The 25,768-nt window shown below is 58.5% G+C and carries 20 protein-coding genes; 15 read left to right on the top strand and 5 right to left on the bottom strand.

What is annotated here, in order from left to right; translation table 11 throughout:
* Positions 1 to 3: 3 nt before the first annotated feature.
* Together J5286_RS09305 and J5286_RS09300 are read right to left on the bottom strand one after the other, a co-directional pair.
* On the bottom strand, positions 4 to 549 hold the full coding sequence (locus tag J5286_RS09305) for a TetR/AcrR family transcriptional regulator (RefSeq protein ID WP_209190079.1): 546 nt from the start codon (positions 547 to 549) through the stop codon (positions 4 to 6).
* A 350-nt stretch (positions 550 to 899) separates the two neighbouring features.
* Positions 900 to 1,970, bottom strand: a complete 1,071-nt coding sequence (locus J5286_RS09300; RefSeq protein ID WP_209190078.1) for a 3-deoxy-7-phosphoheptulonate synthase — start codon at positions 1,968 to 1,970, stop codon at positions 900 to 902.
* Positions 1,971 to 2,386: 416 nt separating this feature from the next.
* Between J5286_RS09300 and J5286_RS09295 the strand changes: the two genes are divergently transcribed.
* The 5 genes from J5286_RS09295 (at position 2,387) to J5286_RS09275 (ending at position 8,474) form a co-directional block, all read left to right on the top strand.
* Positions 2,387 to 3,796, top strand: a complete 1,410-nt coding sequence (locus J5286_RS09295) for a sensor histidine kinase (protein ID WP_209190077.1) — start codon at positions 2,387 to 2,389, stop codon at positions 3,794 to 3,796.
* Positions 3,793 to 4,491 carry a response regulator gene (locus J5286_RS09290; protein ID WP_209190076.1) on the top strand — a complete coding sequence of 233 codons (699 nt, stop codon included), beginning with the start codon at positions 3,793 to 3,795 and terminating at the stop codon, positions 4,489 to 4,491. Before J5286_RS09295 ends, J5286_RS09290 begins: the two co-directional genes overlap by 4 nt.
* A gap of 169 nt (positions 4,492 to 4,660) precedes the next feature.
* Positions 4,661 to 5,683: a Fe(3+) ABC transporter substrate-binding protein gene (locus tag J5286_RS09285; protein ID WP_209190075.1), complete on the top strand. Its 1,023-nt coding sequence runs from the start codon at positions 4,661 to 4,663 to the stop codon at positions 5,681 to 5,683.
* A 55-nt stretch (positions 5,684 to 5,738) separates the two neighbouring features.
* On the top strand, positions 5,739 to 7,421 hold the full coding sequence (locus J5286_RS09280; RefSeq protein ID WP_449090052.1) for an ABC transporter permease: 1,683 nt from the start codon (positions 5,739 to 5,741) through the stop codon (positions 7,419 to 7,421).
* 9 nt (positions 7,422 to 7,430) lie between these two features.
* Positions 7,431 to 8,474 carry an ABC transporter ATP-binding protein gene (locus J5286_RS09275; protein ID WP_209190073.1) on the top strand — a complete coding sequence of 348 codons (1,044 nt, stop codon included), beginning with the start codon at positions 7,431 to 7,433 and terminating at the stop codon, positions 8,472 to 8,474.
* A 20-nt stretch (positions 8,475 to 8,494) separates the two neighbouring features.
* On the opposite strand, the gene J5286_RS31600 is transcribed toward J5286_RS09275, so the two are convergent.
* On the bottom strand, positions 8,495 to 8,881 hold the full coding sequence (locus tag J5286_RS31600) for an MOFRL family protein (RefSeq protein WP_209190072.1): 387 nt from the start codon (positions 8,879 to 8,881) through the stop codon (positions 8,495 to 8,497).
* 72 nt (positions 8,882 to 8,953) lie between these two features.
* Positions 8,954 to 11,134, bottom strand: coding sequence for an alpha-amylase family protein (locus J5286_RS09265; RefSeq protein WP_209190071.1), 2,181 nt, complete (start codon positions 11,132 to 11,134; stop codon positions 8,954 to 8,956).
* 165 nt (positions 11,135 to 11,299) lie between these two features.
* Here J5286_RS09265 and J5286_RS09260 point away from each other — a divergent pair, with 165 nt between their 5' ends.
* The 5 genes from J5286_RS09260 (at position 11,300) to J5286_RS09240 (ending at position 19,379) form a co-directional block, all read left to right on the top strand.
* Positions 11,300 to 13,000: an ABC transporter substrate-binding protein gene (locus tag J5286_RS09260; RefSeq protein ID WP_209190070.1), complete on the top strand. Its 1,701-nt coding sequence runs from the start codon at positions 11,300 to 11,302 to the stop codon at positions 12,998 to 13,000.
* 74 nt (positions 13,001 to 13,074) lie between these two features.
* Positions 13,075 to 15,684: a hypothetical protein gene (locus J5286_RS09255; RefSeq protein ID WP_209190069.1), complete on the top strand. Its 2,610-nt coding sequence runs from the start codon at positions 13,075 to 13,077 to the stop codon at positions 15,682 to 15,684.
* Positions 15,681 to 16,616 (top strand): ABC transporter permease, encoded by a 936-nt coding sequence (locus tag J5286_RS09250; protein WP_209190068.1) that lies wholly within the window; start codon positions 15,681 to 15,683, stop codon positions 16,614 to 16,616. Before J5286_RS09255 ends, J5286_RS09250 begins: the two co-directional genes overlap by 4 nt.
* The gene (locus J5286_RS09245; protein ID WP_209190067.1) at positions 16,616 to 17,500 is read left to right on the top strand and encodes an ABC transporter permease; all 885 of its coding nucleotides are present in this window, start codon (positions 16,616 to 16,618) and stop codon (positions 17,498 to 17,500) included. The genes J5286_RS09250 and J5286_RS09245 overlap by 1 nt, the downstream gene beginning before the upstream one ends.
* A 13-nt stretch (positions 17,501 to 17,513) precedes the next feature.
* Positions 17,514 to 19,379, top strand: a complete 1,866-nt coding sequence (locus J5286_RS09240; protein WP_209190066.1) for an ABC transporter ATP-binding protein — start codon at positions 17,514 to 17,516, stop codon at positions 19,377 to 19,379.
* Positions 19,380 to 19,382: 3 nt separating this feature from the next.
* Here the strand turns inward: J5286_RS09240 and J5286_RS09235 are convergent, their stop codons facing one another.
* Entirely contained in the window at positions 19,383 to 20,501 is a 1,119-nt protein-coding gene (locus J5286_RS09235) for a LacI family DNA-binding transcriptional regulator (RefSeq protein WP_209190065.1), read from the bottom strand.
* Between the two features lie 148 nt (positions 20,502 to 20,649).
* Between J5286_RS09235 and J5286_RS09230 the strand changes: the two genes are divergently transcribed.
* The 5 genes from J5286_RS09230 to J5286_RS09210 all read left to right on the top strand — a co-directional run bounded on the left by J5286_RS09230 (position 20,650) and on the right by J5286_RS09210 (position 25,765).
* The gene (locus J5286_RS09230; protein WP_209190064.1) at positions 20,650 to 21,429 is read left to right on the top strand and encodes an IclR family transcriptional regulator; all 780 of its coding nucleotides are present in this window, start codon (positions 20,650 to 20,652) and stop codon (positions 21,427 to 21,429) included.
* Positions 21,430 to 21,575: 146 nt separating this feature from the next.
* Positions 21,576 to 22,625 carry a LacI family DNA-binding transcriptional regulator gene (locus J5286_RS09225; protein ID WP_209190063.1) on the top strand — a complete coding sequence of 350 codons (1,050 nt, stop codon included), beginning with the start codon at positions 21,576 to 21,578 and terminating at the stop codon, positions 22,623 to 22,625.
* A 104-nt stretch (positions 22,626 to 22,729) separates the two neighbouring features.
* On the top strand, positions 22,730 to 23,995 hold the full coding sequence (locus J5286_RS09220) for an ABC transporter substrate-binding protein (protein ID WP_209190062.1): 1,266 nt from the start codon (positions 22,730 to 22,732) through the stop codon (positions 23,993 to 23,995).
* Positions 23,996 to 24,023: 28 nt separating this feature from the next.
* On the top strand, positions 24,024 to 24,944 hold the full coding sequence (locus J5286_RS09215; protein ID WP_209190061.1) for a carbohydrate ABC transporter permease: 921 nt from the start codon (positions 24,024 to 24,026) through the stop codon (positions 24,942 to 24,944).
* Positions 24,941 to 25,765 (top strand): carbohydrate ABC transporter permease, encoded by an 825-nt coding sequence (locus J5286_RS09210; RefSeq protein WP_209190060.1) that lies wholly within the window; start codon positions 24,941 to 24,943, stop codon positions 25,763 to 25,765. Before J5286_RS09215 ends, J5286_RS09210 begins: the two co-directional genes overlap by 4 nt.
* Positions 25,766 to 25,768 lie beyond the last annotated feature (3 nt).

Raw genomic sequence — 25,768 nt, 5'->3', positions numbered from 1 at the left:
CGCTCAGGCGTCCGACATGAGATGGGCTGCGATCGATCTGGCGGTCGCAGCAGCCCCGGCCTCGCGCCGCAAGGCCGAACTTGCCAGTGCGCCCTCGTAAAGCAGCAGGAGCTGCTCGGCGAGGGCCTCATCGGGCTTCTGCATCAGGCTGAGGAAAAAGCTCTTCAGAAAATCCTTGTGGCTGCGCGCCGCACTCTGGATTTTGGCCGATTGCGGATTCTCGATCGCCGCCAGGAAGAAGGCGCAGCCGCGAAAATTCTCGGCGCTGGTTTTCTGCTCCAGATTTGAAAAAACATCCAGAGCCGCTGCCGTCCCTCTCCTCCCACCCACCACATCGGCGAGCTGATCGCGGACTGCCGCATCACGCTGCTGCAGATAGGCGACGATCATTTCCTCCTTGCTTGCGAAGTGCCGGTAGAAGGTCACTCTCGTTGTCTGCAGATGCTTGATCAGCTCCGCCATGCCGACGAGATAGGTGCCGTTTGCGTAGAAAATGTCACCTACCTTGGCGAGCAAGTCATCGCGACTGGATTTGGTCTCCGAAGACATTGAGCAGCCCGCAGCGTGAAATAAACGTCAAGAAGGCACTTTTGAAGTTGTCGCCCAGCGCGGTCAATACCCCACGTCCGGCGTATCGCTGTTTGCTGTCGTGTCATGCCTTAAGCTTCATGAATTCAAGGATAGCCGCACAACCTGGCAAAGTTGGCTTGAAGTCGGATCGTAGTTCGACGGGTTTTTCGCGGAAGACGTGGCCCGGGTGGCATGCATAGCGGCCGCCGAAATGATCCTCGATATTTCCGTCGAGTGATCGGGACGCCATTGGCCACCTCGGTCAAATGGCCCGGCTGCAGCCAAAGATTGGCAAGGCGGAGCGCAACAGTCTGCGCTCCGCCGAACGCTTAAGGTTTTAAGTTGCTGGCCGCGCGGCGTGCCTTGACACCCGATGCCAGTGTCTCGAGGGTTTGAACTGTTGTCGGCCAGTCGATGCAGCCGTCCGTGACGCTCTGGCCGTAGACGAGCGGCTTACCGGGGATCAGGTCCTGCCGCCCGCAGACGATATTGCTCTCGACCATTGCGCCGATGATCGCATTATTGCCGTCGGCTAGCTGTTGCGCGACGTCCTGCAGGACGGTGGGCTGGTTCTCCGGATTCTTGCGGCTGTTGGCGTGGCTGGCGTCAATCATGATGCGCGGGTCGAGCTTCGCGTCGCGGGACGCGGCCATTGCTGCCGCGACGCTTTCGCGATCATAGTTCGGTTGCTTGCCACCGCGCAGGATGACGTGACAATCCTCATTGCCGCTCGTCGATGCAATCGCTGCGCGTCCGTCCTTCGTTACTGCCGGAAAGTGATGCGGCTGCGAAGCGGCCATGATGGCGTCGAGGGCGATACGCACATCACCGGTGGTGCCGTTCTTGAAGCCGATCGCCGAGGAGAGACCCGAGGCGAGCTCTCTGTGGACCTGGCTTTCAGTCGTGCGCGCACCGATGGCACCCCAGCTTACAAGGTCGGCGATGTATTGCGGCGTGATCGTATCGAGGAACTCGCAGCCCGCCGGCAGGCCGAGTTCATTCACATCGAGCAGCAGCTTGCGGGCGATGCGCAGACCATCCTCGATCCGGAAGCTGCCGTCCAGGCCGGGATCGTTGATCAGACCTTTCCAGCCGACCGTCGTCCGCGGCTTTTCGAAGTAGACGCGCATGACAATCTCGAGGTCGTCCTGCAGCCGGTCGCGCTGTGCCTTGAGCCGCTTGGCGTAGTCGATCGCAGCAACCGGATCATGGATGGAGCAGGGGCCAACAACGACGAGAAGCCTGTCGTCTTTCTTGGTCAAAATATCATGGATGGCGCGGCGTGCGCCGAGCACCGTCTTGCTGACAGCCTCGTCACGCGGCAACTCATCGATGATGCGTGCAGGCGAGGAAAGTTCGACGATATTGGTAATGCGCAGGTCGTCTGTGGGGTTCGTCACGGTATTGGTCTCCAGGAGGTCATACCGGGCGCATAAAAAAACCGCCAGGTTGACTAGCGGTTGGTCGGGTGAAGTTGCGTCTCTCTTGACTACGCACGTTCCCGCTTCCGCACCGAGGCACGGAAATAATAAAATCGGGAAACATAGGCGCAAGCGATCGACATGACACCTTGCTACAGCAAGCCAAGCGACTTGTCACTGCCGATCTTCATTCCTCGCCCGCAATCAAGTTGGTCAGCCGGCGGTTGAAACCAGAAAATTGAGTGAGCATCTCACCTTTTTTGGATCGACAGCGGCCCCGGCACTTAGTTAAATCCCGATCTCGAAAAGCGGTCGCTCTGTAGCTGAAGCTCTGACGGTTGGAGGCCGCGCGGACGCTGACCGATGATGTTTTTCCGCGCCGTCAGAGAGAGGCGATGCGCGAACTAGAATCGGACCGGTCATCGTTGATGCAAAATTCTTTGATCTCACCGAACCATTGGAGATTGAGCCTTGGGGAACGACTAACGCTGGCCTGGCAGTTCGCGTTCGCCGGCTTGCTCGTATTGCTTGCCGGCATGCTTGCCATCGGGGCTTGGGTCACGTCAAATCTTGAACAGGGCTTCGTCCAGAACCGAGCCGATAGCACGGCGCTATTTGTCGACAGCATCGTTTCGCCGTTGGCTCAGGGTCTGGGCACAGGACCAAAACTCCCGAGCACGGACGAACAGGCTTTGGCCCGAGCAATCCAGGACGGGCCACTCGCCCACAGAATCTATTCTTTCAAAATCTGGACGCGCGGCGCGACCGTGGCCTATAGCAGCGATCCGGCACTCATCGGTCGAACGTTCGAACTGCGAAAGTCGCTACAGACGGCCCTAGACGGGAGCGTCTATGCCGAATTCGACAGGCTCGAAGGCGAAGAGCACCTTGTCGAGAGGCGCAGCGGTCTTGAGTTTCTCGAGGTCTATAGTCCCATTCGCGATGCCCAGACTGGCGAAGTCATCGGCGCCGCCGAGTTCTACGAGCCGACGAGCGGTTTCACCTCGGAGCTTCACAGGGTACGGATGCACAGCTGGCTTGTGGTGGCAGCCGTCACGGCGGCGATGCTTGCTCTGCTATTTGCAATCGTCGCCCGCGGCAGTGCAAGAATCGAGAAACAGCGAAAGCGGCTCGACGACCAGGTCGTTGAACTGTCCCGGTTGCTGGCAAGCAACACCGTCTTGCGCAAGCGCGCCGATGAGGCGACCCAAAGGACCATAGCGCTTAATGAACGATATCTGCGGCGCATTTCGTCTGACCTGCATGACGGTCCGACCCAGCTTCTCGGCTTCGTCATCATGAGACTGGAGGCGATCAGAAAAGGAAAAGGCCGCGATGACGATGACGTCTTGATCAAGCGGTCGGTGACGGAAGCGATCAACGAGATCCGAGATCTTTGCCGAGGTCTGCAGCTTCCGGAATTGGAGGCCCTTTCAGGTCGAGAAGTTGCTCTGCGTGCCATCAGCGCCCATGAATTGTTCACAGGCAACAAGATCGAAGCGGATCTTACCGATCTTGAGGTCCGCAATCATGGCATGAAAATCTGCCTGTATCGCTTCCTGCAGGAAGTCTTGAGCAATGCATCCAGGCATGCCAAGGCCAACCGAATTGTCGCGTCTGCTTATATGAAAGAAGGCACACTCGTTGTGCGCGTCGAAGACGACGGCGTTGGATTTCAGCGCGGATCAGCAGGCCAGGGGCTTGGACTGGCAGGTCTTCAGGAACGCGCGGCAAGCCTGGGTGGCGTGGTTGATGTCATCGCCGACGGAAATCGAGGGACGATTGTTCAGATGGTGCTGCCATGACTGTTGTCCATGAAGTTGACATTTTGCGGGTCTCCATTGTCGATGACCACCCCATGTTTCGGATGGGTGTCGTTCGAGGGCTGGAAGACGAAGCTGGTGTTGAGGTCATCGCGCAAGGCTCCACCGCTTCAGATGCCGTTGCCATCTTCAGTCAGTTTCGGCCAATGGTGAGCATTCTCGATCTGTCCATGCCGGGAGGAGGGCATGCGGCAATACAGGCGATCCGGCTGATTGACGATGACGCCTTGATCGTCGTTCTGACGGCTTCGGAGCAAGAGGCTGATGTCTTCGACGCGATGAAGGCAGGGGCCAGAGGATACGTTCTAAAGGGGGTCGAGGCAGGTGATCTCGTCTCCGTGCTGCGCGCTGTTGTCGATGGACAGACCTTTGTCTCTCCCGGAATTGCTGCCCGCGTTCTCGCCGAGATGCGCGCAAAGCCCATCACAGTTGATAGTGCTGGCACCGACGATCGCTCGCCCAGCGCAATGCCCGATCTTACCGCACGCGAGGAACAAATCCTGTCCCTCGTTGCGGAAGGTCATAGCAACAAGGAAATTGGCTTCTTGCTCGCGCTGAAGGAGAAATCCATCAAGCATGTCATGACCCGGGTTCTAAAAAAGCTACAGGTGCGCAACAGGACCGAGGCGGCGCTTCAGATGCGGGAATGGCAAAGCGAGGACGCTGCCCGACGTTAACTGTCGCATCGTTGCCTCGCATACGGACCATGGTCCGCATGGCCAGATTGCCAACTTGGATATAAGTGGAGTGTTGCTGACAAGAATTGGCCTGGGGGCTCTATCGTCATCGCACTGGAGGCAGGTACGCAGCGATCGTGCCGGCTCAAACGCTTATTGGGGGCATTTCATGACCACACGCGCTTACCTCACATCTGCAATTTTCGCGGCGACCGCTTTGACCGCTCCGTCGCTTGCATCCGCGGTTGAGATCAACGTCTACACAACCCGCGAGCCGGCACTGATCGCGCCTCTTTTGGAAGCCTATACGAAGGCTACCGGCACGAAGGTCAATACCGTCTTCTTGAAAGATGGGCTGGCTGAACGCGTCGCTTCTGAAGGCGCGAGCTCGCCGGCTGACATTCTGATGGCCGTCGATGCCGGCAATCTCGTCGATCTCGCCGAAAAAGGCGTGACGCAGCCGATCGAATCCTCCGTGCTCAACGGCGCCGTGCCCGAGCAGCTGCGCGATGGTAAGGGCCATTGGTTCGGTCTGTCGATGCGTGGTCGCGTGCTTTACGCTGCCAAGGACCTCGATCTCGCGTCGTTCAATTATGAGGATCTCGCCGATCCCAAGTACAAGGGAAAGGTGTGCATTCGCGCTGGTCAGCATCCCTACAACACGGCGCTTTTTGCCGACTACATCGCACATCATGGCGCCGAAGAAACCGAGAAATGGCTGACAGGCGTCAAGGCGAACCTGGCGCGCAAGGCTGCTGGAGGCGACCGTGACGTAGCTAAGGATATCCTCGGTGGCATTTGCGATATCGGCATTGCCAACACCTACTATGTCGGTCTGATGAAGGCTGGCAAAGGCGGTGAAGAGCAGGTCAAGTGGGCCGACGCGATCAAGGTTGTCCTGCCGACCTTCAAGGATGGCGGCACGCAGGTCAATGTCAGCGGCGCAGCGGTTGCAAAACACTCGCCGAACAAAGCCGAGGCCGTGAAGTTCCTTGAGTATCTCGTCTCTGATGACGCTCAGAAGATTTATGCCGAAGCCAATTATGAGTATCCCGTCAAGGCCGGCGCCGGCGTTGATCCGATCATTGCCTCTTTTGGCGAGCTGAAGATTGACAACAAGACGCTGGCGGAGATCGTCAGTCACCGCAAGCAGGCGAGCGAGCTTGTCGACAAGGTCGGGTTCGACAATTAAAGGAACGGGAGGGCGCCTTCGGGCGCCTTCCACCTCATATTCGATGGATTTTTTCGTGTCCGCCATACGTTCGGCCGCTCCAAGTTCCTGCCGCGCCGGCAGAAGCTGGGTTGCGCTTTCCGTAATCGCTGCGCTGATCGTCGTTCTACCTGTTGCCGGTCTGGCTCTGGAAGCATTGAAAGGCTCCAGCGGCCTTTGGACGCATTTGCTTTCCAGCATCCTGCCGGTGGCTTTGGCCGACACCGTTATCCTGCTTACCGGAGTGGGGCTCGTTACCGCGCTGCTTGGTACCACCACTGCTTGGCTGGTCACGGCCTATGATTTTCCAGGGCGACGAGTGCTTGAATGGGCGCTGCTGCTGCCACTCGCCGTGCCGACCTATATCATCGCCTACGCCTATCTCGATATCCTGCACCCGATCGGTTCGGTTCAAGGAGCGATCCGCTGGCTTCTGGGTCACGAGACGCCAAGGCAGTTCCGCCTGCCAGATATCCGCTCGATGACAGGCTGTATCCTACTTCTTGGTTTCGTGCTCTATCCCTACGTTTACATTCCCACGAGAGCGATGTTTCTCACCCAGTCGGGCAATCTCGTTGATGCGGCTCGCACGCTCGGCATCTCACATCGTGCGGTGTTCTGGCGCGTGGCGTTGCCCCTCGCGCGGCCGGCAGTTGCCGTTGGCATAGCTCTCGCGTTGATGGAGACGCTGAACGATGTCGGCGCAGCCGAGTTCCTTGGCGTGAAAACCATGACTGTATCGATCTACACGACGTGGATCACGCGCACTGATCTGCCCGGCGCCTCGCAGATCGCGCTCGCCCTGCTGCTGATTGTTGTGGCTTTGATGGCGATCGAGCGCTGGGCGCGGCGAAAGCAGCGCTATGCGACGGATGCCCGGCGCAGCCGTGGCCTGACGCCACAGAAGGTGGAGCCGCTGAAGGGCATCCTGTTTCTCGCCGCCGGTTCAGTTCCGATCGTGCTTGGCTTCATCGCACCCGGCATCTATTTGGCATCCGAGGCGTGGAAACGCTACCAGTTCGCGGGTCTGTCACCGCGCCTTCTCGACGAGGCGATCAACACGATGACGATTGCTGTGCTCGCAACTGTTGTGACGATCGCTCTTGGCCTCGTTGTCGCCTATGCTGCTCGCATTCGGCCGGGCAGGACGTCGGGCGTCTTGCTTCGTCTCTCCACCATCGGTTACGCGGCGCCCGGAACCGTTGTCGCGATCGGCGTTCTGATCGTCGTTGCCGGCTTCGACCAACTCATTGATAGAACGGCGATTGGTTGGGTCGGTGTCTCGACAGGGCTTTTGTTCATGGGGTCCGGCGCGGCCGTCGTTTATGCCCTGACGGTCCGTTTTCTAGCGATCTCAGCCGGAGGGATCGAAGCAGGGCTGTCTCGGATTCCTGTGTCGTTCGATTACGCATCTCGCACCCTTGGACAAACGACTGGTGGCACGTTTCGCCACGTGCATCTGCCGCTGTCCAAGGCGGCCATCTCGGCTGCTGCGCTGCTGGTTTTCGTTGACTGCGTCAAGGAGTTGCCGGCGACGCTTCTCTTGCGTCCCCTCAATGTCGAAACCTTCGCCACTCATCTCTACGGTGAAGCGGCTCGCGGCACCTACGAGGAAGCATCGATCGCGGCGCTTGCCATCGTCGCAATCAGCATACTGCCCGTCATTCTGCTATCCCGCGTTGGTCGACAGCCAACTTGGCATTCTTCGAACCCTGGATAATTGCACGCGATGAACACTCACTCGAACGAGATCTCGGTCCGTCTGAAAAACATCAAATGCAATTTCGGTCTGACAACCGTGATTGACAATCTGTCGCTTGATATTTCAAAGGGCGAGATCGTCTCGCTGGTGGGGCGGTCCGGATGTGGAAAATCAACGCTTCTGCGTATCATCGCGGGCGTACAGGCCGTGAATGGCGGATCTGTCGAGCTGGGTGGAGAGATGGTGGATGGATTTAGTTTCATCGAACCCGAGCATCGAAGCGTCGGTCTTGTGTTTCAGGACTACGCACTGTTCCCCCATTTGAATGTGCGCGACAATGTTCTTTTTGGGCTAAGGCACCAAGCGCGGCGCGGTGGGCACGAGATTGTAACGACGATCTTGCAGCGCGTCGGTATCGAACACCTGGCTGAGCGGTTTCCGCATTCCCTGTCAGGTGGCGAACAGCAACGTACGGCACTCGCCCGCGCACTAGCGCCCGAGCCTGCGATCCTGCTGATGGACGAACCTTTTTCCAACCTCGATCAAGGTCTAAAGGAGCGCGTTCGCGCAGAAACCTTGTCGCTTTTGCGCGGCCTTGGCGCGACGGTAATCATGGTAACGCACGATCCGCACGAAGCCTTGTCCTTAGGGGATCGCGTTGTCCTGATGCGTTCAGGCAAAATCGTGCAGTCGGCAGATCCGCGTCACCTCTATCACAGGCCGAATAGTGCTTACGCAGCGGATTTCTTTTGCCCGTCAGCAAAAGTCCAGGGTGAGGCCAGGAATGGGTTTATCGAAACGGCATTAGGACGGTTTGTTCGCCCAGCCTGTGAGGTCGAGGACGGACCTTGCATCTTGTTCATTCGGCCTCACGCCATCCGTATCTGTGACGAGTTTGATGGCCTGCGGGCCCGCATCATCGATCGTGCTTTCCTTGGCGACCGCGAACGACTTACCTTGCGCTTTGACGGTATAGCTGAGACCATGGTCGCCGATGTGACGGAACCTTTGCCGGCCGACCTGGGTCATGTCCGGGCAAAAATCGTGTCCGAGCGTCTGCTGGTGTTCTGAGACGCGAGGCAGGCCGAATGTCATTTAACCAGCATGATCCTCATGTCGTTTACGTTCGTGCCTGTCGGTCCAGTATGGAACAGGTCGCCAATAGCGTTTAAAGCGCTGCAGCTGTCGTTACCGTTGAGCAGACGGTGCGGATCTAGCCCGGCCGCGCGCACTCGCCTAATCGTGTCTCCGTCGACAAAGGCACCCGCATTACTTTCTGATCCATCGATCCCGTCTGTGTCGGCGGCCAATAGGGCTCGAGCCATTTGCGCGGTACCCTTGCCGGCGCTGACAACAACGGTGCGCCCCTTCGGCTTCGCGGGTAGATTTCCTTTAATGCCCGTTAGCGGATCGGCGGCCTTGACGGCGGCGTCGAAGAGTGAGGCCAGAAGGGCGCGGGGATCTGTAATGAAAGTCATTGTCCGTAGCCATTGCCGACAAACGGAGAGAGCGATGGGGGCAATGCGCCCCCATCGCCTGGCCGTGACCTGCTAGTCCACCACGATAACCTCATGGTCGACGATGGCGTCGACGACGAAGGTTACGTAGTTGCCGTCGGTCTTGCCTTCGACGGTCTTACCGCCAACACGCAGGTCGATCTTCGCGGGCGTCTTTTCGATGCGAAGGCGGACAGTGACCGGGCCGATTGGAACGAGGTCATATTGTCTTCCCGGGACGTTCGAAAGAAGGAGCCTGTTGTTCAGGTGAAGGATCTTGCGTCCACCCTGACGGTAGAGCTCAGCACTGACGACACCGTGGGTGCCGGACAGCTCCACCTTTCGTTCGTCGCCGATCGCATAATTCACTGCGTTGGCAATAATCAGTGCGTGGTCGGGATTGGCGTCACGCCCATAGCAGCGATCCAAATCGGCCACGAACCAGATCAGCTTGCCGCCGCTGGACGTGGTTTTGAGCGTGATGGCCGGAATGTTTGACTTTGGTTCTCGCATCCACGACGTTTCCGGCGGAAAGATCGGGAAGTCCGAAATGTAGGTTGCCAGCACCTCGGCCGACGCATCCACTTCAACCGTCGGAAGGAAGCCGCCGAATGGGATGGTGTCGGTCTCTTCGAGGCCCTGGAAAATAGGACTGCGCTCGGCTGCATGTTCCGGCGCGGTCCGATCCTTCGGCCCATATGTAGAGGAGCGGTTCTCCGGAGCCAGGCGCAGGTAAGTGTGGCGCCCCCAAGTCTCGATATCGGGATTGATCGGACCCGTTCCGCCAACGCTTCCTTCTCCCAATCGGACGCCGAACAGCTCACCGAGTGCCAAGTTGCCGCGCTGGTCTCCGTAATGCGTGGCTTTTGACGTCTCGCCAGTTGCAATGACCGAGCCGCCCTTGGCGACGAACTTCTCGATGTGCCGGACCTGCTCATCACTAAGTGCGCCGACGTTCGGCAGGATGATGCACTTCACCCGCTCGATGGCGGTTGCGATATCGTCTGCGTGCAGCGGCACGTAGGAAATCGCGTGACGATCGAGAGCTTTGACAACGCCTCGGAACGGACCAATGGTCTTTTGCTCGACGTCGTCGCGGCCAAAGAAATCCTGATTCTGCTGGCTCCAGACAACGCCGACCTCTGGTGTGATCTCGCGATTGACGAGAACATCCTGGTTCGCCTCATGCCACTGAAAAATCGGCTCGGCGGTCTGGTACTGGCGCCTGTCTTCATGCGACGCGCCGATGTGGTGCCACCATGGCTGAATGCCACCCGCGAAACCGGATGTCGCCCAGAGACGAACTTCGGGCTTCGGCATGGATGACAGTCTGAAGACCGGAGCCCCAAGCTGGTACTGAGGTGTCGATTCAGGGATGAGCTTGTCCCAGCCCGCTAGCTCGTGGAGCCGTTTGCCAGCCTCGGTGTTCTGCTCGAAGCCGTCGATTGCATTGCGACGTTGGTGGTCGAGCATGACGATCGGGGTGTGTTTGAGGATCTGCTGCAGGTCGATAAAGCGCTGCGAATTGTGGAGCGGCTCGCCACTGATCATACCCATCCAGGCGCAGTCTGGGCCGCCAGCCTTGCGCGTCACTTCATTGTTGAACTTCCAGAGTTCGGTACGGCGCTCGAAGTTCCAACGCAGCCATTTGCGGTAATTGCCATCGTCCCAGTCATGTTGCTTGGGGAGTTCGTCGCCACCGTAAGCACGGAACTGCGTTTTGCAACTGTCGCAGTAGCAGATGTATTTGCGCGGAAGCCCCGCCCAGCTGTTGTCAGAGAAGCCGTCCGGCTGACTACGCTCGATAATCTCTTCCATGATTGCAGGAAGATATTCCTTGTAGTAGGCGGAGCCGATGCAGGTTACATACTTATCCGCGAGGCGGTGGGGTTCGCCATTGATGTCGCGGCACACCCACTCCGGATGAGTTTCAAAGAAGTCTTGGGCCACGCGGTTCGAGTCCATGCGCGCAATAACCGCGAGGCCCTCGGCACGAGCTTCCTTGACGATCTCGCCGTAAAGGTCGCGACCATCGAGCTTTACCGCGCGGTGATGCAGCTCGAACTTCGAGGGGTAATAAGCGACGATGCCGCCGGCGTTGACGATGACGCCCTGAACGCGGGTCTTGCGCCAATGCTCTTGCCAGAAGCTGCTGTCGTATCGCTCAGGGTCGCACTCGACGAGATTCGTCTGCCCCCATCGCAGGGCCGTCTTATACCAGGGATCCTTGCTCATTCATTCCTCCGCAAGTGGGTTGGTGTCGAGCAGAGAGCTACTCAAAATGATTGGGCGCGCTAGTCGCTCGGACCCTTCTTTCCGCGATACGGAAGGGAAGTCAGGATTTTTTCAAATCTCTTCCACGATGCGGAAAAGCCCCTATCAATAGCCTTGCACATCGGCGTGACAGCGCTACCGTCTGCCGAATTCCGGAGGAGGAACCTGTGGCTCCGGCAGATCGAAGATGCCCAAGGGAGGGAACAAATGAATCAATCAACCCGACGCGACTTCCTCAAGACCGCCAGTGCGCTGACCGCAGCGATGACCATGACTGCAGTCATGGGCGGACGGGCCCATGCGCAAGGGACTGATACCATCAAGATAGCCTTCGCAGCCCGCGGGCTTCGTACCATGGACCCGATCAAGTCCATTCAAGGCGTCGACAATTGGGCGATCATCGCGATCTATGACAAGCTCGTCGATCTTCCGCGATGGCATTTCCCGTCGAAGCAAGACGAACTTGAACCCCGTCTTGCGACTGCATGGTCGAGTTCGGAAGACGCGAAGACGTGGACCGTTGAGCTTCGAAAAGGCGTCAAGTTCCACAAGAACTATGGTGAGTTCACCTCGGAAGACGTGAAATTCACCTTCGAGCGGGTCATTGACGAGAAACGCGTGGGAGGTGTTCGGCCGAAGTTCCAGAACATTCAGGGCGTCGACACGGATGGTCCGAATAAGGCGATCTTCCACCTGAAGTCGCCTGATCCGCTGTTCCTGCTTGGCGCTCTAAGCGATTACGATGGTGCGATCCTCAGCAAGAAAGCCGTTGAGGAACTCGGCGAAGATAAAGTGGCGACCAATCCGATCGGGACGGGCGTCTACATGCTCGAGTCGATCGCTTCCGATCCCTCTCAGGGCGTTACGCTGACGGCTAATCCCGATTACTGGGACCAGCCCGCTGCAACGCCGAAGCTCCAGTGCATGTATATTGCCGACACGACAGCGCGGACGCTCGCTCTGCTTTCCGGCAATGTCCACATGATCGAGGGCGTTCGCGCTCCGGGTTGGGCCGATTCAATGAAACAACGCGATCCGACCCTGCTGTTTGATGTCGTCAGCCCGGGAAGCTTGTTCACGATCCACTTCAATCTGACCAAGAAGCCGTTCGACGACCTCAAAGTTCGCCAGGCGCTGTTCTATGGCATCGACCGCGATGAGATCGCGACCGCAATTGCTCCGGTTAGCAAGCGCATCTACGGTCTCAATCCGCCCACCTTCCCGGGCGGTTTCACCGAAGAGACGCTTCCTGCCGAGGTCGCTTACAAGTACGATCCGGACAAAGCGAAAGCGCTTCTTGCCGAGGCCGGGTTCGATGACAATCTCAGCTTCAAGGTCGATACGTCACAGCGGGAAGACTATTCGTCCGTGATGCTGATGATCCAGGACCAGTTGCGTCGCATTGGCGTCAATATGGACCTGAATATCAAGGATCACACTGCGTTTCATGCGGACCAAAACCAGGGAACGAACACCCTCACGCAGCAGTCGACAGCCTTCGCTCCGGTGCCGACTCAAGTCTTCCTGACGTACCTGCCGAAGACCGTCGAGGTGAAGTCCGATGGCAAAGGTGGCACGAACTACAGCCACTACGGCGTCGCCATGCCCGGCATTGACGATCAGTTGAACCAAGCGCTGGCCGAGCCGAACCTGGACAAGAGGTTGGCCGCGGTCCAGCAGATAGACGTGCAGGTTCTGAAAGATGCGGTTGTCATGCCAGTGGTAACCAACGGTTTCATGATCGTTCGTTCACCGAAACTCGAACTCGGCTTCAATGTCGAGTCCGGATACGTGAACTGGCCTCTATCGCAAGCGCACTCAGCTTAAAACGCGATTGCCGTTAGGATTGGCCGGGCGAGGCGGCCAATCCCAGACTTTCAGATTCTGGGAGGAGTAGTTCCGTGTCGATTTTGGCATCGAACATGAAGATCTGCATTCCGTCGGGATTGCGTGATGAGGCTGGTGCGATCCTTTGGGCTGCCGACGAGCTGGTTCACGCGCTTGAACTGCATGATGTCCGGGCAGAGATCGTGTCCGCGGGCGCAGGCGCTGACGTCGTCGCGGAAGTTGACCAACTGTCCGTCGCCTCGAGGGAGGGGCTTTTACTACCATTAGCGCCAGAGAGCCTTGCACTGATCAAGAGCGGAGAGCAAATCTTCGCCTGGGGTTCGGACATCCGGGGTCTGGTTTACGCTCTGACAGAGCTCGCAGACAGGGTGCGCACGTCGAAGTGCGGCGAGCTCTTTGCGGGAACGTTCCCATTGGTCGAGACGCCGACGGCTCGCGTCAGGTCGATGGCTCGCCTCTTTTGTGCCGAGCACGAAGACAAAGTCTGGTTCTACAGCAAAAATCAGTGGCGCGAATATCTGTCGATGCTGGCGTCCAACCGCTTTAACCGTTTCTCGCTCACTCTTGGGATGGGTTACAACTATCCCTATCACAATCCTTGGATATCAGACGTCTACTTCTACTTCCCGTATCCGTTTCTCTTCTCGCTCCCCGGCTACAATGTGGATGTGAAGGAGCTGCCCGCGGATGAGCGCGAACTCAATCTCGAGACGCTCAAATTCATAGGTAGAGAGGCTGCCAGACGCGGACTGGAGTTCCAACTGGCGCTTTGGACGCAGCGCTACGATTTCGATGATGTCCCCAATGCCAACTACACGGTTCGCGGTGTCACAAGCGAGAACCTTGCGCCGTATTGCCGGGATGCGATCACGCACGTCCTGAAAGAAGTCCCGCAGATTACGGGGCTGACCTTCCGCGTTCACGTTGAAGGCGGAATTGCGGAAGGCGAGTATGGTTTCTGGGAGACTGCGTTTTCCGGGGTTGCAGCCTGCGGTCGCCCGGTCGAAATCGACATGCATGGGAAGGGCCTGGACTTCAAGCTGATCGATCTCGCGCGTCGATCGGGAATGCCAGTGGCAGCGTCGCCAAAATATCTGGCGGAGCATATGGCCCTGCCGTACCATCAGTCCGCTATTCGCGACCGTGAGCACCCCCCTGAACAGGCCAGGAGCGCAAGGGAGAAGCTCAGCGAAGGGTCGCGCAAGTTTCTTCGATACTCGTACGGGGATCTTCTGGACGTCGACAAGGACTATAAGGTCATCTACCGCATCTGGCCTGGAACCCAGCGCGTCTTGCTATGGGGCGATCCCGCCTTCGCGGCCGGATATTCGAGGAGCTCGATGTTCGCGGGATCCGATGGTGTGGAGTGGTGCGAGCCGCAAAGCTTCAAGGGGCGGATGGGAACAGCGGTGCCCGGACAGCGCTTCAGCTATCAGAAGCGGGGGCTCCCCACAGCTCAGGACTGGAAGAAATACGAGTACCAGTACCGTGTGTGGGGACGACGACTGTACAATCCAGAAAGCCCCAGTGAAGGATGGATGCGCTGGCTGGACCGGGAATGCGGGGAGGCTTCAGAAGCGTGCGAGCAGGGGCTTTCTTGGGCGAGCCGCGTACTCCCGCTGATCACCCTGGCACATGGACCATCCGCATCCAACAATCACTATTGGCCGGAGATCTACACGAACCTCGGCTTCATTGAAGGCGAAGCGGGCGGTCGAGCTTATGGATTCGACATGGAGGGGCCAACCCGCTTTGGGAATGCTCCGACCTTCGATCCGGTGCTCTTCGCAAATGCGCGGGAATATGCCGAGGCGCTTCTGAGCGGCAAAGCGATGGAGAAATACTCCCCGCTCGATGTTGCCGACTGGTTGGACGAGATGTCTGCCGGCTGCAATGCCGCCGCAGACACCGCGTCCTCGGCTATTGGCTGGGACCGTGCCGAGACCCAGCGCATCGTCTCCGATGTGAAGATCCTCGGCGCTATCGCAGGCTACTTCGCAGAACGCTTTCGCGCAGCCTGTTGGGCGGAGTTGTTCATTGCGACAAAGGCGACCAGCATGATCTCCCCGCTCGTCAAACACGCGACGAAGGCTGTCGAGCACTGGAGGCAGGCTTCCAGCGTTTCGAAGGGGCTCTACCACGACGACATCACCTATGGCCCTCAGTCCTGGCTTCGCGGGTCCTGGCATTCTCGGCTTCCGGAAATGGAAGCCGAGCTTCTCGACCTGGTCGCGCTCCAAGGTTACGGCGGGACGGAGAGCGTCCCAGCCGATGGCGCAGCATCAGCCGCCGCCAAAGCGATCAATGGCCATAAGGCACTGCGTCGTCATGTTGGGGAGCTCGAGTATCCAGAAGAATTCACCGCAGGTGAACCGCTTCGAGTGCGCCACAAGGCAGCGGGCGATGCGGCCGTCACTCTGCACTATCGCCACGTCAATCAGGCCGAACGCTGGGAGACTGTCGCGATGGAGCGGTCCGGCGACACCTATCTTGGCGAGATTCCAGGTGCCTACACGGCAACCAAATATCACCTGCAGTTCTTCATAAGCTACACCTCAGGCGGAGAGATGAAGATCATTCCTGGTTTGGCCCCGGATCTTGCGAACGAACCCTATGCCACCTCGCTACAACGGGGCGCCAATGGTGACGGGAGGTCACTGTGATAAAATACATTCTCATGAGGCTGCTGGACGCGATCCCAACAGTCTTCCTCGTTCTGCTTCTCGTCTTCATCGCCATGCGCATCCTGCCGGGCGACCCGGCTATCGCTGCACTTGGAGATGCTGCCACGCCAGAGCAGTTGGCATTGTTCAGAGAGAAGATGGGATTGAATGCCCCGCTCTGGCTCCAGTTCATCAACTTCCTGAAGGGAGTGCTCACGCTCGACCTCGGCACTTCGATGATGAACAACCAGAACGTCGTCGGTCTGATATTCTATAATCTGCCGTACACGATCGAGCTCACTCTAGCCGCTATGCTCATGGGTGTCGCAGCCGGACTGCCTCTAGGGGTGTTCGCGGCGAGGAACCGCAACAAGGCGCCGGACAGCTTTGTTCGCGGATTTTCCCTTATCGGCTATGCGGTTCCCGACTTCTATCTCGGCGCGCTCCTTTTGATCGTATTCGCCCTCAATCTCGGCTGGTTTCCGATCAACGGTGGCGGCGAGGGTTTCATCGACCGGATGTATCACATCTTCCTTCCCGCGCTGACGCTGGCATTCGTCAAGGCGGCTTTTGTCGGACGGTTGAGCCGCACGGCGCTCCTCGAGGTTCTGAGCAAGGATTTCGTCAGGACCGCCCGTGCCAAGGGCGCCACTGAAAACCGCATTGTCTATAAGCACGGACTTCGCAATGCGCTCCTGCCTCTTACCACCGGACTGGGTCTCAGCACGCTTGCGACCCTATCTGGTTCAGTTGCCATCGAGTTGGTGTTCAATCGTCCCGGCATCGGAAAACTGCTGATCAGCGCGATCGCCGAGCGAGACTACGCGATCATCCAGGGTGGGATCGTCGTTCTCGCCATGTGCGTGGTCCTGATCAACCTGCTGATGGACATCCTCTACATCATCGTCGACCCGAGAATAAGGATGCAGTGATGAGCACGGTATCGGAAACGTCTTCCCATCTGATGGCGCCGCAGCCAGGCCCGTTTCACGCTCTTAGATCCATCCTCCTCCGGCGTCCCGGCACGATCGCAGCAACGCTTATTGTATGCGCCCTCGTCGTTGTGGCCGTGTTCGCTCCATGGATCGCTCCCTATGACCCGCTTAGCCAATCAATCATCAAGGTCAACAAGATGCCAAGTTGGACCAACTGGCTGGGGACCGACCAATTTGGCAGAGATGTGCTTTCGCGCATGATTTACGGATCGCGCAATTCTCTCCTGTTCGGCCTGATTTCGCCTTTCGCAGCTGCAGTCGTCGGAACCACGATTGGTGTTATCGCGGGCTACTTCGGTGGCGTCGTCGATCGTGTCATCTCTCGTCTCATCGATCTGCTCCTTGCCTTTCCCGAATTGCTTCTCGCAATCATGATTGCCGCCGTCCTTGGTGGCGGCTTCTGGAACGTCATCGTCGTGATCACGGTTGCCTTCGTGCCAGGCTTCGCCCGTGTTGCCAGAGCGCAGACGCTTTCAGTCAAGCACGAGCCTTATGTCGAGGCGGCGGTATCGATGGGTGTCAGCACCCCCTGGATCATCTTACGGCACATCATTCCCAACATCATGGCACCGATCGTCGTCTTGATGATGCTCTGGGTAGCATCCGCAATCCGCCTCGAGGCGTCGCTGAGCTTTCTCGGCATTGGTACGCAGCCGCCGAATCCAAGCTGGGGCAACATCATTCGTGACGGCCTCAACAATATATTCGGCTCCTCATGGCCGATCATCGGCGCAGGGGCCGCGATTACCCTGGTGGTCCTGTCCTTCAATCTGATCGGCGATGCCATTCGCGACGCCATCGATCCCTCGACGTCTGACTGATCCGGAGTATTTCATGGTTCAATCTATCAACATCGCACAGGCCGCCATCCGTCCGGAAACGTCCGCGCCGGCACTGCAGGTTACCGATCTGCGCACGTCGTTCAGGAACGAGCGCTCGTGGACGCCCATCGTCAAGGGTATCAGTTTCGAGATTGCACCCCGCGAAACCTTGGCGGTTGTGGGCGAATCGGGTTCCGGCAAAAGCGTGACCGCGCTTTCGATCATGCGGTTGCTGAACCCGGAATCATCTCGGATCGAGGGCTCCGTGAAACTCGGTGGACGCGAGCTTCTCCGTCTTCCCGAGCACGAGATGCGGCGGGTCCGTGGCCGGGAAATGGGAATGATTTTCCAGGAGGCAATGACGAGCCTCAATCCGTTATCGCCGATCGGCGACCAGATTGCGGAGGCGTTGACGATCCACGGTCAACTGAGCGGCGCTGCAGCTCAGGCCGAGGCTGTTCGAATGCTTGAGCGCGTCCGCATTCCAGCAGCCAAGGATCGGGCGAGGGATTTGCCTCAAAGCCTATCTGGTGGCATGCGCCAACGCGTGATGATTGCGATGGCACTGGTATGCAAACCAAAGCTTCTGATTGCCGATGAACCCACGACTGCTCTCGATGTCACAATCCAGGCGCAGACACTGCAGCTTATCAAGGAACTGCAGAACGACGTCGGGATGGGTGTCCTGTTCATCACTCATGACATGGGCGTTGTTGCGGAAATTGCCGATCGAACCGTCGTCATGCTGGGAGGCGAGGTGCTCGAGACTGGCGTTACCTCCAACATCTTCGATCATCCCCAGCAGACCTATACGAAGACGTTGCTTGCTGCGGTGCCAAGGCTTGGGACCATGTCTGGAACTGGTCAGCCAGAGCACTTTCCGCTGATTGACAAGGCGACGGGTGTTCTTCGAGAGCCCGTCGACCGACCTGACACCGTTGATCGAGCAAAACCACCCGTGTTGTCGGTAGAGCATCTGGTGAAGCGATTCGACCTTTCAAAGGGCTGGTTCAGCGGTCCCGTTGCCAGGGTTCATGCTGTCGAAGATGTCTCGTTCGACCTTCGTGCAGGAGAGACGCTGTCGTTGGTCGGTGAAAGCGGTTGCGGCAAGTCGACAACTGGTCGGGCCATCATGCGTCTTGTTGAGCCGCAAAGCGGTAAGGTTACGATCGATGGCGTCGACATAACGTCCCTGGATAAGAAGCAGATGCGCCAGGCGCGTCGCAACATCCAGATGATCTTCCAGGACCCGTTCGCGAGTCTGAACCCGAGAATGCGGGTAGGGGACGCAATTGCTGAGCCGTATCTCACCTATGATCTAGGATCTCGAAAGCAAGCACGCGAAAAGGTCGCGGACCTACTCACAAGGGTTGGACTGTCACCGGATGTAGCCAATCGCTATCCTCAGCAATTCTCTGGGGGCCAGAGGCAGCGCATCTGCATCGCCCGCGCTCTTGCATTGGAGCCGAAGGTTATCGTCGCGGATGAATCGGTTTCCGGACTGGATGTCTCAATCAAGGCTCAAGTCATCAACCTGCTTCTTGACCTGCAGGAGACGCTGGGTTTGTCGTATCTATTCATCTCGCACGACATGGCGGTGGTAGAGCGCATGAGCCACAAAGTTGCGGTCATGTACCTCGGTGAGATCGTGGAAATGGGACCCGCCAGCTCGGTTTTTTCTAACCCGCAGCACCCTTACACAAAGCGTCTCATGGCGGCCGTGCCGATCCCTGATCCGTCGCGAAGAAACATGGTTCGCGCACTGCCGGGTGATGAACTGAGAAGCCCAATTAGACCGGCCGATTATATTCCGCCAAAGCGAACCTACCGAAACATCACCGCCGATCACTTCGTGCAGGAGTGGGATGAAGCGCGGTAGAAATTATCGATCCGAGGCCGCCATCGACAAGGCAGCCTTCGATTGGGAGGCAATTTCCGAGCGGGCGGTGCTCTCCCGCTCCATGATATCGAAGCCGATGTCGACGACGGTTTCTACGATGTCGCCACCATCAAGGCGATGGCGAATCGCCGACATCGCCTTATAACCGCAGCGCCAACGGTGGATGCGTACGCTGCTCAACGGCGGGTGTGCTGCTTCCATGTAATCGAGGTCGTTGAAGCCCGCGATCCCCACTCTGCCTGGAACTTCCACGTTCAGCGATTGGCAAGCGAAAAGCGCGCCCAGTGCGAGAATGTCATTGTTGCAGAAAACCGCATCGAGATTCGGGTGTCGTTCCAGCGCCTCGAACATGAGCTCCTTGCCCATCTGCGCAGAAAGGAAAGATTTTCCTCCCTGTTCGGTAATGGGCGGAGGCGTGGTGGATGTGCTGCCACGCTGTACCACGAGAGACGGATCGTATATTCCAGCCTCCTCAAGAGCTCGCTTGTACCCCTTCAATCGCCCGCTCGAACGGTCGCTCAGCCAAGCCGTCAGGAACGCGACCTTTTGATATCCCTGCAGCACCAAATGCCGGGTCATCTCATATCCGGCCCGTTCATGAGAGAAGCCGATAATCTGTTGGATAGGGTTGTCGCAGAGATCCATTATCTGGATAACTGGGCACCCTGCGTTCTCCAACATTTGTCGCGTGGCCTCGGATTGATCGGTGCCAGAGACGATAATTGCTGCGGGTTGATGGCGAACTATGCGAGAGACCAAGTGCTCTTCGATCTCTGGATTGTATCCAGTATTCGCGACTTCGATCCGCAACGGGCTGTCTGCTAGACCGTCGTAAATGCCGCGGACCACGTCCGAGAAAACACTCTGAGTAAGCGAGGGAACTAACACTGCGACAACATCGCTGCGCTTGGACGCGAGGGCACGCGCATTGAGATCGGGAACATAGTTCAACCGTCTGATGGCTTCATCAATAACCTTGCGAAGAGTCGGAGAGACCTTGTGAGGCTCGCGTAATGCGCGTGAGACGGTGATAGCGCCAACGCCCGCAAGTGAAGCAACATCCGAAATCGTTGGTCGTGAGCTTGAACGTCTCTTCGCCATTTAAAATCCTCCATCCACCCCGACTTCAAGCTAGAGCTTGAACGACATTCAAGGTCAATCATCGCCATTGACGAACCATAATGGCAGCGCTACCATCATGCAATCCTAAAAGGCTGGAATTGCATCGTGTGTCGAGGAGGGCGCTAAGATGGATAAAGATCTTTCGGGTCGGATTCAGTCCGTAGATCGGGCTATGATGATCCTGGAGGCATTGGGCAGCTTTGACAGTGGCTGCCGTCTAACTGATTTGTCCAAGGCGACGGGACTTTCCCTAACAACCGCTCATCGTCTCCTTACCACACTCCAACAACGTCGATTTGTGCAGTTCTCCAAAGGGGAAAACCTTTGGTTCGTAGGTGCCGGGGCCTATGCGGTCGGCTCATCCTTCTTCAAAGATCGTAGTATCGTCGCATCAGCCGCGCCGTTTTTGCGTCGGCTGCGAGATCAGGCTGGCGAGACAGCAAACATCGGCATCGTCGAGGACGGCCAGATCCTTCTTGCCGACCAGGCGAAGGCCAAGGATAGCTGCAACGCAATCTCTGCCATCGGTGCACGCACTCCAATGAGTGCTTCGGGAATGGGCAAAGCGTTTCTTGCGTCTTACCATCCGGATGAAGTTGTCGCACTGACTCGAAAACAGGGCTTGAACCGCATCACATCCAAGTCACTCACCAGCATTGATGCATTGGGAAGGGAACTGAAGCGGATCGAGGCCCAAGGCTACTCATTGGATGATGAGGAATACCGTGTAGGCCTGCGGTGTGTCGCTGCTCCGGTCTACAATGATAGGCACGAAGTTGTTTGCGCCTTATCAGTTTCAGGTTCGTCCCGCAGGATAACAGCGGAACGGCTTTCCTCGCTTGCTCAGTTTGTCAAGGATGTTGCCTCCGATTTCACCCTCCACCTTGGCGGAAAAGTTTACCGTTGAACTCGTTCTAAAGGTTTTAGTGGCTCCGCCGCGTTCTTGTAGATCCGTTGAGGGTGCCACGGCGCGCGATGTCATCGATGACATCACTCGTTGACGAACGAGCGCCGCCGTCCTATCGCTTGCCGGAGGAAACCGGGAGGATGGCGGTGAAAAATCCCACGTTGATCGAAGTGGCGAAGATGGCCGGAGTCTCCACAGCCACCGTCAATCGCGTACTCAAGAGCAATGGCTATGTTTCCGATGAGGCACGCCGCAAGGTCGAGGAGGTCGTGCGGCTGACCTCCTATCAGCCGAACATCGTGGCGCGGGGGCTGCGCACGAGCCGCAGCTACACCATCGGCTTCATCGTCTCGTCGATAACAGTCAACCCGTTCTTCGTGAACGTTGCGCGTGGCTTCGAGGCGGCGGCGCTTCGGGAGGGCTACAGCACCATCATCGTCAACCACGGCGGCGACGCCGAGCGCGAGGCGAATGCGGTCCATTCGTTCCGGCAACGGCAGGTCGATGCCATCGTCTTCAATCACGCCAGCGGGCCGGAAGCGGTGCAACTGGCGCTGGCCGCCAACATTCCTGTGGTGGAAATCGAGCGCGCCACCACGTCGGACGCGCCTTTCGTGCGTGTCGACAACTATGTCGGCGCTCGCGACGCCATGAGGCATCTGATCGCTCTTGGGCATAGCCGGATAGCCTTCCTCGGCGGCGATCCCGCCTTGTTCTGGCCCGACCCCGGCCGCGGGCGGTCCGTCGAGGATGACAGGCTTGCAGCTTACACCGACGCGCTGACCGAAGCACGATTGCCGGTGGATCCCGCGATGATCAAGCTCGGGCGCTACAACAACGAGCCCCCGCTGGCTTCGAGTGCCGAGGGGTATGAACACGGCCGTCGGTTGCTCCTGCTTCCGCAGCGGCCGACGGCGATCTTCGCCACCTGTGATATCCTAGCGGCCGGCGTGCTGCAGTCCCTCTATGAAGCCGGTCTGTCGGTGCCGCGCGACGTTTCCGTCGTCGGTTTCGACGATACGCTGGCTGCCAATCTGACGCCGCCGCTGACGACCGTGGCGCAACCGATGACGGAGCTCGGCGAGGCCGGGTTCGCGTTGGCTCTCGCCGGAATTGAGGGGCGTGCGACGGATCGCTCGCTGCTCTTGCAGACAAGTGTCGTGGAACGCGCCTCGACGTCGAAATTTCCGGCCTGATACAAAATCGTTGACCCCTCATAAGAGGAGTGTTAACGATGACACATGTCAACGATGACATAGCCGCCGAGGAGGGCGGTCTCGGAACCTTGGAGGAGGGACCCATGAGGAAGTTTGCTGTCTGGACAGCGGGGCTCGCAGCCCTGCTGAGTGCATCTTCACTGTCGCATGCCGCCGAGAACGTAACGTTCTGGCAGTTCAGCACCAACCCCAACGACATTGCCGCCTGGAAGGCGGCGATCGAAGGGTTCGAGGCGAAGAATCCCGATATCAAGGTCAACATGGAGATCGTGCCGTGGTCCGAGCAGCAGCAGCGGCTGGTGAGCGCGTTGACCGCCGGCGGACTGCCTGACGTCTCCATGCTCGGCAACAACGTGGTCGCACAGTTTCAGGCAGCCGGCGCGCTGGAGCCACTGGATGCCTACTTCAAGGCCTATGACGCCGAAAACAAGACTGATGTCGCCAGCAACGTATGGCCCGGTGACAAGGGATATTACCATCTTGCCGATCACTGGTGGGCTTCGCCGGTCTCAGTTGAAACGCGCGCGCTCTACTTCCGCAAGGATCTGCTGAAGAAGGCCGGCATCGACAAGGCGCCGGAGACCTGGGAAGAACTGGCCGCGGCCGCCAAGAAGCTGACGGGCGACGGCGTCTACGGCATGGGTCTGTCGATGAGCCTCGACTATTTCACCGTGCAGAACTTCATGAGCGCCTATCTCGGCTATGGCGCCTCGATGCTGACGACGGACGGCAAATGCGGCTTCGACACGCCGCAGTTCAAGGATGCGCTGACGACCTATGTCAACATCTACAAGGACAAGGCCACTCACCCTGATGCAAGCACGATGGACGGAAACACCTTCCGGCGTGGCTTCCTGGATGGCAAATACGCCATGATCCTATCCGACCCGAGCCTTTATCGCGATCTACAGAAGGAAAAGCCTGCGTTTCTCGATCAGGTCGATATCGCCATGGTTCCCGCCGGTCCGAAGGGCCGTGACGGCTTCCTCGGCGGCTGGCCGCTCGTGCTGTGGAATGCATCGGCCAACAAGGACGCCGCCGCCAAGTGGATTATGTACGCCACGCATGGCGAGGGCCTGAAGGCGCTTGCGACGGCTGGCGGCTTTATCCCCGGCAGCATCGAGATCGCCAAGCAGGCGCCGTGGGATCAGTTCCCCTACAAACTCTTCGTCGAGCAACTCCAGAACGCTCGTCCCTATCAGTATCCGCACGAGGCCATTCCGCAAATGGGTCAGCTCGAGGTCGATACGATTCAGAAGGCCGTTCAGGCGGTGGCGCTTGGGCAGCAGGACGTAGAGGCGGCAACCAAGCAGCTTTGCGTCAACATCGACAAGACGCTCGCCCGCTGATCCCGTTCCTGGAAAGCTGGAGGCTGCCATGGCCGTCGACACTATCGAAGCATGGGGAGGGGCCGGGATGGCACGCAAGAGGCAAGCCCGGTTCAATCCGCTCCCCTACGCGTTGATCCTGCCTGCGGCCTGCGCGGCATTCGCGATTGCCGTCGTTCCCCTGGCCTATGACGTGTGGCTATCCTTCCAGGACTGGTATCTGCTGCGCAACCCGGTGCCGGCCTGGGGCGGCCTCATCAACTATCGGGAACTGTTGACGGATGACGCGCTTTGGTCGGCATTCATCCGGACGGTGATCTGGACGTTGGGGACGGTCGCAGTCGAGATCGCGATCGCCCTTCCTCTCGCGCTGCTACTCAATCGGGAAACGCCGATCGCGCGGTTGGCGTCGGCGGTGATCCTTTTGCCCTGGGTCATGCCGTTCATCGTGCTTGGCTATGGCTGGCGGTTCCTGCTCGACAGCCAGGTCGGCCCGATCCACCATGTTCTGCATCTGGTTGGGCTGGCCGGAGACAGCAATGTCTTCACCGATCCGAACAAGGCTTTGGCCGTGATCATCTTCATATCGGGTTGGAAGGGCGCCCCGTTTCTCGTTCTGGCTTTGCTGGCGGCGCTGAAGGCAATCCCGAGCGAGCTATACGAGGCCGCCGCCGTCGATGGCGCCGGACCGCTGCACCGTTTTGCCGCCGTAACCTTCCCGGCGATACGAGACACGCTCGTCATCATCAGCCTCGTTCTCGGCATTCTTGCCTTCTACAGTTTCGACCTGCCGTGGATCATGACCAAGGGCGGGCCTGGTGATGCGACGACGACGCTCGGGATTGCCATGTTCAAGGCGGTCTTTGTCGATCTTCGCCCGGCCTATGCCGCCGCGATCAGCATCGTCATGCTCGTCCTGCTGTTCGCCTCGGCCCTGCTCACGCTCCGTCTGCAGAGGAGGCAATCATGAAGCGCAGCTACACACAGGAAGTCATGCTGGATTGCCTGACGGTGCTGGCGCTGGGCCTGATGCTGCTGCCGATCCTCTGGGTGTTCATCGCATCGATCAAGCCCGATCAGGACATCATGAGCGGCAGTCTCATTGCCGGCTCGTTCACCTTGAAGCACTTCGAGGCAATCCTCGCCCGCAGCGATTTCCTCGTAGCGCTCAGGAACAGCCTGATCGTCGGTGCGGTTACGGCGGTGGCGACGCTGATACTCGCCGTGCCTTCCGCCTATTCGCTGAGCCGCTTCAAGTATCTCGGCCGCGACATCATCGGGTTTCTCATTCTCGGCACGCAGATGCTGCCGGCCGTGGCCGTGATCGTGCCGATAGTCATGATCGCGCGTAGCCTCGGCCTGACGAACAGCCTGGGCGCCCTGGCCTTCATCCACCTGTCGCTCGGCCTGCCGATCGCCGTGTGGATGCTCAAGGGCTATGTCGACAGCGTGCCTGTCGAACTCGAGGAGGCTGCCCTCATTGACGGCTGCTCGCGGCTCGGCGCGCTCTATCGCATCACCTTTCCCCTGATCCGGCCCGCGGTCGTGGCCGTGGGAACCTTCGCCTTCGTGCTTTCATGGGGTGAGTTCCTGATGGCGCTGTCGCTCATCACCAAGGTCGAAGTCAAGACGCTGCCGCTGGCGCTGCAGACGCTGTTCGATCCCTATTCGTTCAGCTGGGGCGAGGTCATGGCCGGTGGCGTCGTGATCGCCGCGCCTGTCGTCATTCTCTTTCTCATGTTCAGGAATCAAATCGTCGGCGGCCTCAGTGCCGGTGGCGTGAAAGGATAATTT

The organism is Rhizobium sp. 16-488-2b (genome assembly GCF_017741815.1).
In the GTDB taxonomy this organism is placed as follows: Bacteria; Pseudomonadota; Alphaproteobacteria; order Rhizobiales; family Rhizobiaceae; genus Rhizobium.
This window is presented reverse-complemented; position numbering and strand designations above follow the sequence as displayed.